We start from the raw sequence: 15,846 nt of genomic DNA, 5'->3' as shown, positions 1-15,846 counted from the left end.
GTTTGCCCAAGAAGTAAGTACTTAATTGGGACTGCTTTTAATACTCATCCAAATGTTCCGGATACAAAAAGTTGTTGTATGGGAAACGGGTGACGTGGATATCTCGCACTGCATCGTAGACTCGCTTCCTGAATTCGTCCATGTTTTCCTTGTTCAATGCAGAGATAAACAGTGCTTTGTCCCCGAGCTTATTAAAATAGGTTTTCTTCCATTCCTCCAATGTAAAATGGGCAGTTGTGCGTTCCGTAACCAAATCGTCTTCATCAATAGTTTCCGGGTGGTATTGGTCTATTTTGTTAAAGACCATGATGCAGGGTTTTCCAGAACTATCAATTTCGTCCAAAATTTGATTTACCGAGGCAATATGCTCTTCAAAATTAGGATGCGAAATATCTACCACATGCAGAAGTAGGTCGGCCTCGCGAACCTCATCCAAGGTACTTTTAAAACTCTCTACCAATTGGGTCGGCAACTTTCTGATGAACCCCACTGTATCACTCAATAGAAAAGGAAGGTTTCCGAGTACCACTTTGCGAACAGTGGTGTCCAGCGTAGCAAAAAGTTTGTTCTCTGCAAACACATCGCTTTTGCTGATCACGTTCATTAAGGTAGATTTGCCAACGTTGGTATATCCCACCAAAGCAACCCGAACCAAAGAGCCACGGTTACCGCGCTGGGTTTCCATTTGGCGGTCTATTTTGGCAAGTTTCTTTTTGAGCAAGGCAATGCGGTCACGAACAATACGTCTATCCGTTTCAATTTCCGTTTCACCGGGACCACGCATGCCAATACCACCCCGTTGCCGCTCCAAGTGCGTCCAAAGACCGGTCAATCTTGGTAAAAGATATTCGTATTGGGCCAACTCTACCTGGGTTCTGGCATAACTTGTCTTGGCCCTTTGGGCAAATATGTCCAGAATCAAACTGGTTCTATCCAGCACTTTACAGCGCAGTAGTTTTTCAACATTGTTCTGTTGTGCAGGCGATAGTTCATCATCAAAGATTACGGAACCTATTTCATTCTCCTTCACAAATTGGCGTACCTCTTCCATTTTACCGCTTCCAATGTAAGTTTTGGGATTGGGCACATCAATGCGCTGCACAAATCTTTTCTCAACTTCGCCACCGGCAGTGTATGTCAAAAATTCAAGCTCGTCCAAGTACTCTTTTACCTTGGCTTCGTCTTGGTGCTGATTCATTACACCAATCAGTACCGCCTTTTCATATTCAATTGACTTCTTTTCTAGCATCGAACAGGTTTAGAGTACAAATTTAAGCAATGTTTTGGAAGCTATTTTTGTACTTTGGCATTTCTATTGAATCATTGGAAAAAGAAACAGGGATCTTGCATAAAAAGGAAAACAGATACACGATAGCATTTTATAATCTCGAAAATTTCTTTGACACCAAAGATGACCCGTATCTGTTGGATGATGATTTTACCCCAAAGGGGTTTAAAAGGTGGAACAAATCTAAATTTTGGAACAAAGCCAATAAAATTTCCAGGGCTATTTCTAGAATTGGATTGGAAGAAAGTAATCATCCCCCGGTTTTGGTAGGCATGGCCGAAGTTGAAAATAAAGGAGTAATTAAATCGCTTTTACGATCAAAACAACTGCGAGATATAGATTATGGAGTAATACATTTTGATTCCCCTGATGAGCGAGGAATAGATACGGCCCTGATTTACCATAAAGAACATTTTGAGGTGCTCGATGCCGAGACCATTCCTTTGATGGTACAAAATACAAATGGCGATAGAGACCTTACCCGAGATATTTTATATGTACACGGTAAGTTACATCAAGAAGAAGTCCATGTTTTTGTGAACCATTGGCCATCCCGTAGGGAAGGAGCCGAGGAAACCAGCTATAAGCGCATCAAGGCAGCGGAAACCATTCTTCAAAAACTTGATGCCATACAAGGGAATGGTTCAAACATTATTGTTATGGGCGATTTTAATGATGACCCCAATTCGGAAAGCATCCAAACACTTATGGACACAGGAAAATTCATCAACCCTATGAAAAAACTGTTATCCCCTGTATCGGGCAGTGCCAATTACAAAGGGGAATGGAGTTTGTTCGATCAAATATTGCTCTCGCACAGTTTTTTGAACTACGAAAAGGACACCCACAATTTTGTAGAAGCAAAAATATTTTCACCAAGATTTTTAAAAGAATGGAAGGGCAAATACAAAGGAAATCCTTTCAGAACTTTTGCTGGAAAGAAATATTTGGGGGGCTATAGTGATCATTTTCCTGTATATATTGTATTGGATGAAAGCAAGAAATGATTGTGAGAAAAAAATTACACCACGTAAAAGTGAATTTTCACAACAGAAAGAAGTAAAACGCTATGCATTTCATCGAATAAAGTAGGAATTTTATCGATAAATGGCACATATCGCTATATATTCGTAGTCCAAATCTTACCATAAACTCAATTATGGACTATCGTTTTCCTATAGGGGTTAAGGGAGTAATTTTCTCCTTTTTATTTTCGCTTCTAGGCGTAGTTACCATATTTGCCCAATCCAAAAGTGCAAAAGAGCAAATTCGTTTTTCCTACGACCAAGGGAAAATATCCTCTTTTATTTCCGAAATGGAAATTGAACACCAGTCCAAGCTTAAAAAAATAGGCGATCTGATAAAGTTCAAAGGACTTATAGCTTCAGAAAAAAACAATAGCGGTACACAAATAGCTTTAAAGGATATTGGTACCGATGGAACGCCTCTTTACTATACTACCTTAAACGATTACGCATCCCAAACTTCAAGGGCTCATACACTTTATGATAAAGGACTGCTAAATTTAGGTTTAACAGGTAGGGGCATGGAAGTTGGTGTTTGGGATTCCGGTGTGGCTTTGTCCTCTCATCAGGAGTTTGATACCAGGGCAAAGAATGCCGATAATGCCGATGAGATAAGTCTGCATGCCACTTTGGTAACAGGTAACCTTATTTCTGCCGGTGTGGAACCCAGTGCCAAAGGTGCTGCCTATGGGGCACAAGCCTTGACCCACGATTGGAGCCGCGATAAAATTGAAGTGGCAGAGGCCGCTGCCAATGGACTTTTGTTGAGCAATCATTCCTACGGAATTTTGTCCGATAGGGTGCCAGATTGGTATTTTGGCGCCTATATTAAAGTAACCCAGGACTGGGACAGGATCATGTACAATGCTCCTTATTACCTAATGGTGACAGCAGCGGGGAACGCACAAAAATCTTATGATAACGAAACACCAAATTTTGGTAAAACCGCCGATGGCTTTGATCTTTTATTGGGCTTTACCACAACCAAAAACGGATTGACCATTGCCGGTGCCAACACGGAAATTGATGGCAACGGTGATTTAAAAAAAGCATCGGTTGCGGGATATAGCAGCTTTGGACCGGTAGATGACGGTCGCATAAAACCAGACTTGGCAGGAGATGGAGGAGATATTCTTTCCACAAGTTCGACCACCAATAGTAGTTATCAGGTGTCTGCCGGGACTTCCATGGCGGCCCCTGGGGTTACAGGCTCACTTTTGTTGTTGCAACAGTATTACGAAGAGCTTTTTGGTTCCTATATGAAAGCGGCTACCTTAAAAGGACTTGCGCTTCACACTGCCGATGATGTGGATGCCAAAGGACCGGATTATAAAATGGGTTGGGGTATAATGAATGCCAAATCTGCGGCAGAGGTGCTTCAGAATAAAGAATACACCACCTTGATAAACGAAGAAACGCTATCAGACGGAGAAACCTACTCCATAACGGTTTTGGCCATGGAAAATGAACCATTGATGGCTTCCATATCTTGGACAGACCCTGAATCGGAATACATAAACCGAGGAGAGCTTAACAGTACCCGAGCCGCTTTGATGAACGATTTGGATATTAGAATCACCAAGGACGGAGAAACCCATTTTCCATGGAAATTGAACCCTGCCAAGGCCAACGACTCCGCTATTAAAGGGGATAATACGGTTGATCCTTTTGAACGTATTGAAGTAGAAAATGCAACAGGTGCTTACACCATTACTATTTCGCACAAGGGTGGGTTAAAAAATGGTCTTCAAGATTTTTCCTTGATTGTTTCCGGGGCACAAGTGTCCAATTGTTCCATAGCACCTCCTTCGGATGTGGATTTGGAAGGATCCTCCAACGAGGGCACAACCATTTCTTGGGGCGATGCTGAAGAAACGTTATTTGAAGTGCAATACAAGAGCGTTGATACAGACAATTGGGAAAGTGAATTGATTTGGGAAAATAACTTTGAGCTTACCGCTTTGGAAGAAGGCAAAGTGTACGAAGCCCGTGTTCGTTCTATCTGTACCGAGAATGTCGTGTCCGAATTCTCTGAGACCATTGCGTTTGAGTTTAAAGGAGAAGAAACAGTGCTGATACAAAATACCCCGATGTTTGTCCCTCAGGAATTGAACATAACCATTTATCCGAATCCCGCTGTTGATTATTTAAACGTGGAGGCGGATTTGTCCAAAGATGCGGAGTTCTCCATCGTGACCACTTCTGGCAACGTGATTAAAAAAGGAAAGACCGAAGGTTCCATCAATGTGTCCTCTTTGTCTTCTGGATTGTATGTACTGGTGGTTCAGGATTACTCGGGAATCAAAAGCACGAAGTTTTATAAGAACTGATTGAATTCCCGTCACCTTGAATTTATTTCAGGGTCACACATTTTATGATGAGATGCTGAAACGAGTTCAGCATGACGAGATTCTTCGCTCCCTGTCCAACAGCAGAGAACCAATAAATCAAGACTAGGTATCATCTCAAATTTTAAGATTAGTTTCGTGATAATTGGTGGAATTCGTGTCAGAACATTTTACAGTTATTAATGACCGATGAACAATAGATTCTTCGCTCCCTGCCCGGTAGGCGCGCTCAGACTGACAATCATCGCTTAAGATGTCCAAGTCCTTAAATTTGATATCTGACATCCGATTTCAAATCTTCTTGATCTCGCTATCGGTCAGAAGTTCTTCATTTCGTAACCGTAAGAATACTTGTGCAGTTGTAACCACGTCCAATTCACAATACCTGATGATTCTATCAATATCGTTTTCCATATAAAACACATCTTTTACCATACTGCCATCCATATCATCTTTGGGAGATGGAATGCCCAGCACATGTGCCAACAGTTTTAAGGAGGTGTAATGTTTGTAGTCGCCAAACTTCCAGAGTTCCATGGTATCCAAATGAGGAACTTCCCAAGGTTTTTTACCGAATAAATCTAGTTTGTAGGGTAGATTGATGCCGTTTATCACCATTCTGCGGGCGATATAGGGAAAATCGAACTCTTTGCCATTGTGAGCACACAAAAGATGCTTAACCTGGCTAAAATGATCTTTAAGCAAATGTTTGAACTGTTTAAGGATTTCGATTTCTTTGCCGTGAAAGGAAGTGACCCTAAAACTTCTTACATCACCTTTATGGACAAAATAACCCACAGAGATACAAACGATTTTCCCAAACTCGGCCCAAATACCGGCTCGGTCGTAAAATTCTTCGGGCGTGAACTCTTCTTTGCGCTGGTACTGCGTTTTTTGTTCCCATAATAGCTGGGCAGTTTCATCCAAATCGGTGAAATGTTGTTGTTGGGGTACGGTCTCGATATCCAAAAAAAGGATATGCTCCAGGTTAAGTTTATAAAGCATGGCAGCCAATTAAAAAAGAGTCGTCTGCTTGGCAGGACTCTCGTGTTCCAATAACCATTTTTTTCTATGCAGTCCACCTGCATATCCTGTGAGGTCTCCGTTGGTTCCGATTACACGATGACAGGGAACCACAATCCAAAGTGGATTTTTGCCATTGGCCGAGGCTACTGCACGAATGGCTTTTACATCGCCTAGTTGTTTGGAAAGTTCCAAATAAGAAATGGTTTTTCCAAAAGGTATTTTTAAAAGGGCATCCCAAACTCTCTTCTGAAATTCGGTGCCCGAAGGGTTTAATTTAAGGTTGAATACCTTTCGGTCTCCATCAAAATATTCTTGAAATTGCTGGGCAGCATCCTGTAAAGTATCAGGAACTATACCATGTGGTTTATTATTGTTCAAAACAGAGATAGATGCAAGGCCATTTGCATCACCTTTTAACTCTGCTGTTCCAATAGGAGTCTGTATATAAGCAGTTTCCATTACTCTATTTCATTCTCACCTTCAATAATTCCCAGTCGCTTTGCACGAGTTTCCCAGTTTTTTCTGGCGAGTGTTTGTAGGTTTTCCACATTGTCGCTTTCGTCCATAATCTCCAATCCGAGCAAGGTTTCGATCACATCTTCCATAGTAACCAATCCGCTTACCGAACCATACTCGTCCACTACCAAAGAAATATGTTCTCTTTTCTGTACAAACTTTTTGAAAAGGTCATTTATGGACTTACTACGATTTGTTACCAGTATTTCCCTTCTGATCGTAGATAATTTTTCATTCCCCTTTTTATTGATGATGGCTTCCAACAACTCATCTTTTAAAAAGAAGCCCGTAATGTTGTCCATCCGATCTTTGTACAACGGAATTCTTGAAAAGCGCAAGGGTCTGTTTTTTTCAAAAAACTTCTTTATGGTAGTGTCTTCGGATGCCACTTTCATTACAGTTCTTGGGGTCATTACATCACGTGCCAAGATCTCATCAAAATAAAGTAGGTTTTTGATCATTTTCGATTCCGATTCCTTGAACACACCTTCTTCATGGGCAATTTCGGTCATAGCACTAAAATCCTCCCGATTCAACACACTGCCATGTTCGGCTTTTGCACCCACCAATTTGGTGAAAAGCTGCAACAACCATAGCAACCCCGTCCATTTAAGCACAAATACCATAATGTTCAGTGCTTTGCTGGTAAAGTTGGCCAGTTGCTTCCAAAAGGTCGCTCCAATGGTCTTTGGAATGATTTCTGAGGCGACCAAAATCAATATGGTCATCAGGGTAGAGACAATACCGACCATAAGATCTTCGGTAAAGGCCATCCCAAAAAAGCTTCGTTTTGTAGATCCATACATTTCAGCATAAGCAACTTTTGCCTGTACCCCTACCAAAATGGCACCAACGGTATGCGCAATGGTGTTTAGGGTGAGAATGGCGATCAAAGGTTTATCAACATCCTTTTTAAGCTTTTCCAGAGAGCTTGCATAATCTTTACCCTCTTGCTTTTTTATATTGATAAAAGTGGGTGTGACGCTCAATAGAACCGCCTCCAAAATGGAGCAAAGAAATGAGAAGAAAATGGAAATAAGGGCGTAAAATATAAGTAGTCCCATAAAATGGTAGAATCTTTAGTACCAAGATAGGGAATAGGAATCAATTTTGAACGTTTAATCCCCCAGCTTTATAGAAAATATCCTGAAGCGCCGTTCGAATATTTAAATTGTACAATTGACGATGGTCCCTAGAAGGATAGACTCTGTTGGATAGAAAAATAAAGGCCAACTTGTTTTCCGGGTCGGCCCACACAAAAGTTCCCGTAAAACCCGAGTGCCCAAAACTTTTGGGACTTGCCAAAGGAGAGGGGTAGGCCTCTTCCAATGGGAGTTCGGCATTATCCAGCAAAGGTTTGTCGAAGCCCAATCCCCGACGATTTTCATTTTCGGGATATTGCACTTTGGTGAATTCCTTTACCGTTTCAGCCGAAATGAGCTGTTGGCCATCTACCTCGCCATAATTTTGATAAAAGAGCATCAATTTGGCCAGATCATCAGCTGTTCCGAACAACCCTGCATTGCCCGAAACTCCGCCTTTGAGCGAAGCATTTTCGTCGTGCACCCAACCTTTTACCACCGTTTTTCGGAAGAGTGAATCCATTTCGGTGGGCACAATGGCGTTCACGTAGTTGTTTTCTTTGGGCAGGTATCCCAAGGTATGACAACCTAAAGGTTGATAGAAATTTTCATCCAAATACGTTTGATAGTCGGTTCCTGTGAGCTGTTCTATCAAACTTGGAAAGATGAGAAACGTAAGCCCGGAATATTTGTATTTCTTCTCATCTGAAACTTCGGAGCGGTTAATGATTCGGTTCATTTTTCGCTCAAAACGATTGTTGATGTAGAGCCCATCATACACTTGTCCTTCAAATCTTTTATGGGAAAAATTCCGAACAAAGCGTCTTTTGATTTTACCATTCTTCCGTAGCACCTTCTGCAAAAAAACGATGTAGGGCACCAAACCAGCCTGATGCGCCAAAATCTCGCGAAGCGTTAGGTCTTTTTTGTCCTTTCTTCGCTTCCATGGGTCCCAATATGTACTGAATGGTTTATCTAGGTCTAGCTTGCCTTCGTCCACCAACTTCATCAGGGCAGGCAAGGGCCCCGAAATTTTGGTAACCGAGGCCAAATCGTATAGATCGTTCAAGGCCACGGGTTGAATGCTGTCGTAGGTGTGGAAGCCATAAGCTTTGTGGAAAATAACGGTATCGTTCTTGGCCACCAAGAGCTGTGCCCCGGGAAAAGCCAAACTATCGATACCCATTTCCATAATGGAATCCACCTTTTGGTTGATGTAAGCCTCATCGAGCCCTAATTTGGAGGGATAAGCGTGTATAAGCTCTCGTTGGGCAAACCCAAAAGGTATCACTAAAGTGATGAAGAACAATGAAACTGCTAGTTTTTTCATTTTGGTGTAAGGTTTATCCCAAAGTTCGGATAAAATCCTTCGCAAAATAACTGGCAATAATATCCGCACCAGCCCTTTTAATGGCCGTAAGTTGTTCCAACATCACGGCATCGTGGTCCAACCAACCTTTTTCCGCGGCAGCTTTGACCATGGCATACTCGCCAGAAACTTGATATACGGCAACGGGCACTTCGACCTCATTTTTGATTTCTCGAACAATGTCCAAATAGCACAATCCGGGTTTTACCATGACGATATCGGCACCTTCGTCAATGTCCATTTGAGTTTCCTTGATGGCTTCATACCGATTGGCATAATCCATTTGATAAGTCTTTTTGTCCTTGGGTACATTGGCAATGTCAACTGGTGCGGAGTCAAGAGCGTCGCGGAAAGGCCCGTAAAATGCGCTGGCGTATTTGGCGGAATAGGCCATAATCCCCGTATTGATGAAACCTTCGTCCTCCAAAGCTTCGCGAATGGTGAGTATTCTGCCGTCCATCATATCGCTGGGTGCTACAAAATCGGCGCCTGCCTTCGCGTGGGATACGCTCATTTCAGCCAGAACCTCTGCAGTTTCATCGTTCAGGATTTGCCCTTCGGCCACAATACCGTCGTGTCCATAAGATGAAAATGGGTCCAGAGCCACATCGGTCATCACCAACATTTGTGGACAGGCATTTTTTACGGTTTTTATGGCACGCTGCATCAAACCATTGGGATTCAGGGCCTCGGTTCCTTTGTTGTCCTTCAGTTTATCATCGACCTTTACAAAAAGAAGCACGGAGCAAAGTCCCATTTTCCAGAGTTCCTTCACTTCTTTCTCCAAATTGTCCAAACTCAACCTAAAATAGTTGGGCATGGAAGGTATTTCTTCCTTGACTTCTTTTCCTTCGGTAACAAATAAAGGTACCAGAAAGTCATCTGGGGTCAAGGTGGTTTCCCGAACCAATCTTCTAATGGATTCGGATGCGCGGAGTCTTCTGTTTCGTATGAGTGGGTACATATTTTTTGTTTTAAGCTGAAATCAAATATCGATTTCACCAGTTAAATAAAGTGCAGCTTTTCCTGAAATCTTCACTCGTTCGCCCAAATATTCGCAGACCAAATCACCTCCTCGTTGGGAAAGTTGTTTGGCCGTCATTTTGGTTTTGTCGAAAACTTCGGACCAATATGGCGATAACGAAGTGTGGGCGGAACCGGTCACCGGGTCTTCGGGAATGCCGCAAGCGGGGGCAAAAAAACGGGAAACAAAATCCACTTCGTCCCCTGGTGCGGTTACGATAACGCCACGAACATCCAATTTTCCAAGCAAATGATGGTTGGGTTCCAAAGCTTCTATTTCCTTTTGTGATTGATAAACCATCATATAATCTGTTTTGCCTTTCAGGGTTTTTATCGGGGCTTGCCCGATGGCCGTATCCAACTCTTCAATATTTTGAATGGCAATCAGATTATCGGTTGGAAAATCCAAAGTCAACCAACCATTGTCCGCCTTGTTCACGGTGAGGTTTCCACTTCGGTTTGAATAAAACTGAATGGTATTTTCATCAAATTCATAAAAATGAAAGAGTACAAAGGCAGTTGCCAGTGTCGCGTGTCCGCAAAGGTCCACTTCCACTTCGGGCGTAAACCAGCGAATGTCATATTGGTCGTCTTTTTTGACGGCGAAGGCGGTTTCGGCCAAATTGTTCTCTTGGGCAATTTTTTGCATCAATTCTGGACTCAACCACGAATCCAAAATGCAGACCGAGGCTGGGTTACCGCCGAATGTCTGGCTGGTAAACGCATCTATTTGGTAAATTTTCTGTCTCATAGGCTTGGTTTCAAGGCAAAGCTACGGATTAAACCCAATTTTTTGGATTTTGCAGCACTGCTAACAATTGCTCTTCCTCACTTCCTTTTTCAGGATGATGGTCATATCGCCATTGTACGTGAGGCGGTAAACTCATCAAAATACTTTCGATACGGCCATTGGTTTTGAGGCCAAACAGGGTGCCCTTATCGTGCACCAGGTTGAACTCCACATAACGGCCCCGTCTAATTTCTTGCCAGTCACGCTGCTCTTTGGAGTAGGGAAGGTCTTTTCTTTTCTCAACAATAGGCGCGTAGGCATCCAAAAAACTATCCCCGACCTCCGTCACAAAATTGTACCAGTCTTCCATACTTGTTTTTTCGGTTGCTTTGCAATAATCGAAGAATAATCCACCTACCCCGCGGGCTTCGTTTCGATGTGCGTTCCAAAAATAGTTGTCGCATTTCTTTTTGTAGTCAGGATAAAATTCTGGGTTGTGAGCATCGCAGGCTTTTTTACAAATCGTATGAAAATGGATTGCATCTTCCTCGAACAAATAATAGGGGGTAAGGTCCTGTCCGCCACCAAACCATTGATCTACGATTTTACCCTCCTTGTCGTACATCTCAAAATACCGCCAGTTGGCGTGTACGGTGGGTACCATTGGACTTTTGGGATGAATGACCAAACTGAGGCCACAGGCAAAGAAATCCACATCCTCCACACCAAAGTAATTTTGCATGCTTTTGGGCAAGGGCCCATGAACTTTTGAAATGTTTACGCCACCTTTTTCAAATACGGCCCCATTTTCAATGACGCGTGTCCTGCCACCGCCACCTTCTTCACGTTCCCAAAAATCTTGTTGAAACTTGGCGGTTCCGTCCATTTCTTCCAGTTTGGAGGTAATGCTGTCCTGTAGTTGTTGAATGTATCTGTAAAATTTATCTTTCATTGTTCCAAAATATGTACCATTCGGTTTTTGTATTCAGAAAGTATGCTGTTCTCATTAATTTTGATGGATTCCAAAGTCATTTGCTTCAATAGCTCGATGACTTCTTGCTCTGATTTATCTGTATTTTGCTCAAAAATGAAGCGCCCCACTTCATTATTGTGCAAATCCATTTCCCTTGGCAATTTTTTGTTCGGAAATGAATCCTCGTGCCAATCGGTCACTTTTTTGGCCCACGCCAAAACGGTTTCCTCATTTTGCTGCCATTTAAAACACCGTTTGGCAATCAAATAATTCCAAAAGGCGTGTCTAAATGCATTGGCAGGACCATTTTTATGATGCAGTTTCCCATAATTATCGGTCGATATGGCGATGCATTCCTTGGTTGCCTTAATGGTTGGCCATATAAAGTGAGGACGGCTCAGTCCTATAAAAATAACTTTCAGTATATTTTTAAAATCAACCCGTTTCAGTACTGCAAAAAGGTTCACTCTTGATACTCTTTTACCGCATCAATAAATGCTTTTGCGTGTTCTACGGGAATGTGCGGCAAAATACCGTGACCCAAGTTTACAATATATTTATCCTTGCCAAAATCACGAATCATTTGAGTCACCATTTCCTTGATTTTCTCTGGCGGTGAAAGCAATCGGGCAGGATCAAAATTGCCTTGAAGGGTAACATTGCCACCTGTCAAGTACCTTGCATTTTTGGGGGAACACGTCCAATCCACACCTACTGCGGAAGCCCCGGAGTTGGCCATTTCTTTCAACGCAAACCAGCATCCTTTTCCAAAAACGATTACGGGTGCTTCGTCTTTCAACGCATCCACGATCTGTTGAATGTATTTCCAAGAAAATTCTTGATAATCCTGAGGCGAAAGCATCCCACCCCAAGAATCAAAAACCTGAACTGCATTTACGCCAGCTTTAACCTTTGCTTTAAGGTAGGCGATGGTGGTATCCGTTATTTTTTGGAGCAATTCGTGTGCAGCTTCCGGCTGGGTAAAGCAAAATCCCCTGGCCTTGTCAAAACTCTTGCTTCCCTGGCCTTCGACACAGTAACAAAGCAATGTCCAAGGAGAACCTGCAAACCCGATCAAAGGGACTTCGTCGTTCAACTTTTCCTTCGTCATAGTAATGGCATCCATTACATAACCCAATGTGTCCTGAATGTCAGGCACGATTACTTTGTCCAAATCATCTTGCGAACGGATAGGTTTTGGCAGGTAAGGTCCAAAATTCGGTTTCATCTGCACTTCGATGTCCATGGCTTGTGGAACCACCAAAATATCGCTGAACAAAATAGCGGCATCCATTCCGTATCGGCGAATGGGCTGTACGGTAATCTCAGAAGCCAATTCTGGGGTCTGGCAACGGGTAAAGAAATCATATTTTTTACGGAGTTCCATAAACTCGGGCAAATAGCGCCCCGCCTGTCGCATCATCCATACGGGTGGACGTTCAACGGTTTCACCTTTTAAAGCTTTTAGGAACAAGTCGTTTTTTATCATAGATTTTAATTTGTCATTCCTGTGAAGACAGGACTCTTTTCTATTTCTTTTGGATTCCGCATCAAGTGCGGAATGACATTTCTTTTATCGCCTGCACCAACACATTTTCCACGGTTGGTTTGTTGGCAATAATTATATTTTTAGAATGCTTTCTAGCTTCATTGGCCGTGGTTTCCCCAATACAGAACAAGATGCTGGTCCCTAAAGAGTTTTCCAAGAGATAACTTCGGATGCCACTGGGGCTGAAGAACAAAATACTATCAAAATCCCTTTGAAACTTCTTTGGATTTAGATGGGTATGATATACCTCTAACTCTTTATACTGAACGTTATTTTTCGTCAAAGTATCAGGAAGATCATCTCTTCTCTTGTTGCCACAAAGAAAGATAAATGCTTCATTTTTGTGGTTTTTGATGAGGATTTTACCCAATTCTGATGCATATTCGGCCATTTTAACCACTTTTACACCATTTTCTTCCAAAAGTGCTTTGGTTTTTTCGCCAACACAATAGGCACGGAACTCTGATTTGTCCATACCTTCGGATTGATTCAAAAATACCTTTACGGCATTCTTGCTGGTAAAAATATAGTTGGTGTAATTGAAAGGAATCTTCACGTCCCGCGACTCGATTTTCAAGGCATCGTACTCCACCAAACCCAAACCAGAATTTAGAAAAAGCTCCTTTTGTGAAGGGGTCAATATTTTAGTGGAGAGCACTGTTTTCATTTCTGATTTCTTGCATCAATTTATCGCCTCCTTTTTGCAACACTTCTTCGGCACTAGTTTTACCAAGGTCTTTGGTATTGGAGAGTTTTGCTTCTTTTTTGATGTCGATTTTCTGTTTGCCATCCAAGGAGAAAACAACGCCTTCAAAATGAACCGTTTGGTCTTTTATTTGTGCCAAAGCACCGATGGGTGCGGTACAACCACCTTCCAAGGTGCGTAAAAATGCACGTTCAATGGTTGTGGACATTTCGGTTTCGGGATGGTTGAGTTTGCCCAATGCTTCTCTGGTAAAATCATCTTCTTCTTTGGCTACGACCAACATGGCACCTTGCGCTGGTGCGGGAACCATCCAATCCAATTGAATGGCATCTTTGGGCAATAGTTTTATCCGTTCCAATCCGGCCTGGGCAAAAATGGCCCCTTGCCAATCGTTTTCGATTAATTTGAGCAGTCGGGTATTCACGTTTCCCCTAAGGTCGACCACTTTGTGGTTGGGATATTTGTTCAACCATTGGGCTTTTCGGCGTAAACTTCCCGTGGCTATGGTGGCAGGTTGATCGGTTTCCAAAAAATTGGACCCTTTGTGCACCAAAATATCGTGAGTGATGGCGCGTTCCAAAACGGCCACCTGCACAATTCCCTTAGGCAGTTGCGTGGGCACATCTTTCATGGAATGTACTGCAATATCAATATCTCCTTTGAGCAGGGCAACATCCAGGGCCTTGGTAAAGATCCCCGTAACACCCAGCTCGTAAAGCGGCTTGTCCAGCACTTGGTCTCCCAAAGATTTGGTGGGGACCAAAATGGTGTCATACCCGAGGGCTTCCAGCTTTTGTTGCACGGTGGTAGCTTGCCACAGCGCCAATTCGCTGTCGCGGGTTCCAATGCGGATTATTTTGCTCATTTGGAATGTAGTTCTAGCTGAAAAACCTTTTGGATAAGCTCCAGACTATCTTCGGTATCCACCTCGTTGCTCTTTAAGTGGTTGGCAAACTGCTTGGTGATTTTTTGGATGATTCGGTCCGAGATGATTTCCGCCTGTATTTGGTCAAACCCCTCAATCTTTTTGGTCTGAAAATCGATTTCTTCGGTCTTCATGGTGTTTAGTTTGTCCTTGAGTGCATTAATCACTGGGGCAAACTTTCGAGTTTCCAACCATTTTAGGAAATCCTTTTTTACTTTTTCTATGATCGCTTCCGCTTTCGGAACGTATTCTTTTCTTTTGGCCAAGGTCTCATCTGTGATCTGTGAAAGTTGATCTAAATGCACCAAGGTCACGTTGTCCAGTTCCTTCACATCGTCCGATACGTTTTTGGGAACGGATAAATCCAAGATCAACAACGGTTTTTTAGTATAGATCAAGGCCTTGGAAACCGTGGGCAACTGCGCTCCCGTAGCTACGACCAGAATATCGGCCTTGCGGATTTCGGTTTGCAGATCGCCATAATCCTTTACGATCAATTGGAACTTGCCCGCAATGTCCTCTGCTTTTTCCCGGGTTCTGTTGATCAAGGTAATGTGGGAATTGTCGGAGTGCTTCACCAGGTTTTCACAAGTGTTTCTCCCAATTTTCCCCGTTCCGAACAATAAAATATTCTTGTTGGAAATATCATCAACATTGTCCAAAATATATTTTACCGAAGCAAATGCGACCGATGTAGCGCCAGATGATAGTTCCGTTTCGTTTTTGATACGTTTGCTGGCCTGAATCACAGCATTGCACAAACGCTCCAAGAACGGATTGGCCATATCATGTTTCTTAGCACGATAAAATCCTTGTTTTATTTGGCTAATGATTTCAAAATCCCCCAAAATCTGACTGTCAAGACCAGTACCTACTTTAAACATGTGCGAAATGGCATCATGGTTTTTGTACACATAGGCAACTTCTTGAAATTCTTCGACGGTACCATGGGTTTGGTCGCAAAGGAGTTTTATAAGTTGATAGGGATGTTGTGCAAAACCGTAAAGCTCGGTTCTATTGCAGGTGGAAATGGCCAAAAGACCATCAACGCCAATTTCCTTGGCCTTGCCCAAGATATGGTCAATGGCAGGAACATCCAGACTGAATTTTCCTCTAACCTCTGCATCCGCCTTCTTGTAACTCAACCCAATGGCGTAGAAGGAATTATGTTTTGAAATATGGTAGTTCCTCATAAAGGATATAAATCGCAGGACAAAAATAATAGGGTTATAGGTCAAAAAATAACGCTAGCGGAACTATAAATAACTGTTACTGTTATTTTATGT

General features: G+C 42.6%; 15 protein-coding genes. 2 read left to right on the top strand and 13 right to left on the bottom strand.

Going from position 1 to position 15,846, the window contains the following annotated elements:
* Positions 1-37: 37 nt before the first annotated feature.
* A complete protein-coding gene (hflX, locus tag GO009_RS00510; RefSeq protein WP_163624194.1) occupies positions 38-1,249 on the bottom strand; it encodes a GTPase HflX in 1,212 nt (403 codons plus the stop codon).
* Between the two features lie 29 nt (positions 1,250-1,278).
* On the opposite strand from hflX, the gene GO009_RS00505 reads away from it, so the two are divergent.
* Entirely contained in the window at positions 1,279-2,295 is a 1,017-nt protein-coding gene (locus tag GO009_RS00505; protein WP_163624193.1) for an endonuclease/exonuclease/phosphatase family protein, read from the top strand.
* Between the two features lie 152 nt (positions 2,296-2,447).
* Positions 2,448-4,643 carry a S8 family serine peptidase gene (locus tag GO009_RS00500; protein ID WP_163624192.1) on the top strand — a complete coding sequence of 732 codons (2,196 nt, stop codon included), beginning with the start codon at positions 2,448-2,450 and terminating at the stop codon, positions 4,641-4,643.
* 309 nt (positions 4,644-4,952) lie between these two features.
* Here GO009_RS00500 and GO009_RS00495 read toward each other — a convergent pair whose 3' ends face one another.
* The 12 genes from GO009_RS00495 to hemA all read right to left on the bottom strand — a co-directional run bounded on the left by GO009_RS00495 (position 4,953) and on the right by hemA (position 15,753).
* On the bottom strand, positions 4,953-5,666 hold the full coding sequence (locus tag GO009_RS00495; RefSeq protein ID WP_163624191.1) for a 3'-5' exonuclease: 714 nt from the start codon (positions 5,664-5,666) through the stop codon (positions 4,953-4,955).
* A 9-nt stretch (positions 5,667-5,675) separates the two neighbouring features.
* Complete coding sequence (locus GO009_RS00490) at positions 5,676-6,146, bottom strand: methylated-DNA--[protein]-cysteine S-methyltransferase (RefSeq protein WP_163624190.1); 471 nt, start codon at positions 6,144-6,146, stop codon at positions 5,676-5,678.
* Positions 6,146-7,267 carry a CNNM domain-containing protein gene (locus tag GO009_RS00485; RefSeq protein WP_163624189.1) on the bottom strand — a complete coding sequence of 374 codons (1,122 nt, stop codon included), beginning with the start codon at positions 7,265-7,267 and terminating at the stop codon, positions 6,146-6,148. The genes GO009_RS00490 and GO009_RS00485 overlap by 1 nt, the downstream gene beginning before the upstream one ends.
* Before the next feature lie 40 nt (positions 7,268-7,307).
* Positions 7,308-8,615 carry a serine hydrolase gene (locus GO009_RS00480; protein ID WP_163624188.1) on the bottom strand — a complete coding sequence of 436 codons (1,308 nt, stop codon included), beginning with the start codon at positions 8,613-8,615 and terminating at the stop codon, positions 7,308-7,310.
* A gap of 13 nt (positions 8,616-8,628) precedes the next feature.
* A complete protein-coding gene (gene hemB, locus GO009_RS00475) occupies positions 8,629-9,618 on the bottom strand; it encodes a porphobilinogen synthase (protein ID WP_163624187.1) in 990 nt (329 codons plus the stop codon).
* Positions 9,619-9,639: 21 nt separating this feature from the next.
* On the bottom strand, positions 9,640-10,428 hold the full coding sequence (locus tag GO009_RS00470) for a PhzF family phenazine biosynthesis protein (RefSeq protein WP_163624186.1): 789 nt from the start codon (positions 10,426-10,428) through the stop codon (positions 9,640-9,642).
* A 28-nt stretch (positions 10,429-10,456) separates the two neighbouring features.
* Positions 10,457-11,359 (bottom strand): oxygen-dependent coproporphyrinogen oxidase, encoded by a 903-nt coding sequence (gene hemF / locus GO009_RS00465; RefSeq protein ID WP_163624185.1) that lies wholly within the window; start codon positions 11,357-11,359, stop codon positions 10,457-10,459.
* Positions 11,356-11,847, bottom strand: coding sequence for a hypothetical protein (locus GO009_RS00460; protein WP_163624184.1), 492 nt, complete (start codon positions 11,845-11,847; stop codon positions 11,356-11,358). The genes hemF and GO009_RS00460 overlap by 4 nt, the downstream gene beginning before the upstream one ends.
* On the bottom strand, positions 11,844-12,869 hold the full coding sequence (hemE, locus tag GO009_RS00455) for a uroporphyrinogen decarboxylase (RefSeq protein WP_163624183.1): 1,026 nt from the start codon (positions 12,867-12,869) through the stop codon (positions 11,844-11,846). The genes GO009_RS00460 and hemE overlap by 4 nt, the downstream gene beginning before the upstream one ends.
* A gap of 61 nt (positions 12,870-12,930) precedes the next feature.
* Positions 12,931-13,596, bottom strand: a complete 666-nt coding sequence (locus tag GO009_RS17485) for a uroporphyrinogen-III synthase (protein ID WP_203532243.1) — start codon at positions 13,594-13,596, stop codon at positions 12,931-12,933.
* Entirely contained in the window at positions 13,574-14,500 is a 927-nt protein-coding gene (gene hemC / locus GO009_RS17480) for a hydroxymethylbilane synthase (protein WP_203532241.1), read from the bottom strand. Before hemC ends, GO009_RS17485 begins: the two co-directional genes overlap by 23 nt.
* Positions 14,497-15,753, bottom strand: a complete 1,257-nt coding sequence (gene hemA / locus GO009_RS00445) for a glutamyl-tRNA reductase (protein WP_163624182.1) — start codon at positions 15,751-15,753, stop codon at positions 14,497-14,499. The genes hemC and hemA overlap by 4 nt, the downstream gene beginning before the upstream one ends.
* Positions 15,754-15,846: the final 93 nt, after the last annotated feature.

The sequence above is a fragment of the Allomuricauda sp. TY007 genome (genome assembly GCF_010468565.1).
Lineage (GTDB): Bacteria > Bacteroidota > Bacteroidia > Flavobacteriales > Flavobacteriaceae > Flagellimonas.
The sequence above is the reverse complement of the archived record's forward strand: the minus strand, read 5'-3'. Positions and strand labels throughout refer to the sequence as shown.

Coding starts and splice junctions, on each gene's coding strand:
- hflX (WP_163624194.1), bottom strand. CDS start 1,249: ATGCTAGAAAAGAAGTCAATTGAATATGAAAAGGCGGTACTGATTGGT.
- GO009_RS00505 (WP_163624193.1), top strand. CDS start 1,279: ATGTTTTGGAAGCTATTTTTGTACTTTGGCATTTCTATTGAATCATTG.
- GO009_RS00500 (WP_163624192.1), top strand. CDS start 2,448: ATGGACTATCGTTTTCCTATAGGGGTTAAGGGAGTAATTTTCTCCTTT.
- GO009_RS00495 (WP_163624191.1), bottom strand. CDS start 5,666: ATGCTTTATAAACTTAACCTGGAGCATATCCTTTTTTTGGATATCGAG.
- GO009_RS00490 (WP_163624190.1), bottom strand. CDS start 6,146: ATGGAAACTGCTTATATACAGACTCCTATTGGAACAGCAGAGTTAAAA.
- GO009_RS00485 (WP_163624189.1), bottom strand. CDS start 7,267: ATGGGACTACTTATATTTTACGCCCTTATTTCCATTTTCTTCTCATTT.
- GO009_RS00480 (WP_163624188.1), bottom strand. CDS start 8,615: ATGAAAAAACTAGCAGTTTCATTGTTCTTCATCACTTTAGTGATACCT.
- hemB (WP_163624187.1), bottom strand. CDS start 9,618: ATGTACCCACTCATACGAAACAGAAGACTCCGCGCATCCGAATCCATT.
- GO009_RS00470 (WP_163624186.1), bottom strand. CDS start 10,428: ATGAGACAGAAAATTTACCAAATAGATGCGTTTACCAGCCAGACATTC.
- hemF (WP_163624185.1), bottom strand. CDS start 11,359: ATGAAAGATAAATTTTACAGATACATTCAACAACTACAGGACAGCATT.
- hemE (WP_163624183.1), bottom strand. CDS start 12,869: ATGATAAAAAACGACTTGTTCCTAAAAGCTTTAAAAGGTGAAACCGTT.
- GO009_RS17485 (WP_203532243.1), bottom strand. CDS start 13,596: ATGAAAACAGTGCTCTCCACTAAAATATTGACCCCTTCACAAAAGGAG.
- hemC (WP_203532241.1), bottom strand. CDS start 14,500: ATGAGCAAAATAATCCGCATTGGAACCCGCGACAGCGAATTGGCGCTG.
- hemA (WP_163624182.1), bottom strand. CDS start 15,753: ATGAGGAACTACCATATTTCAAAACATAATTCCTTCTACGCCATTGGG.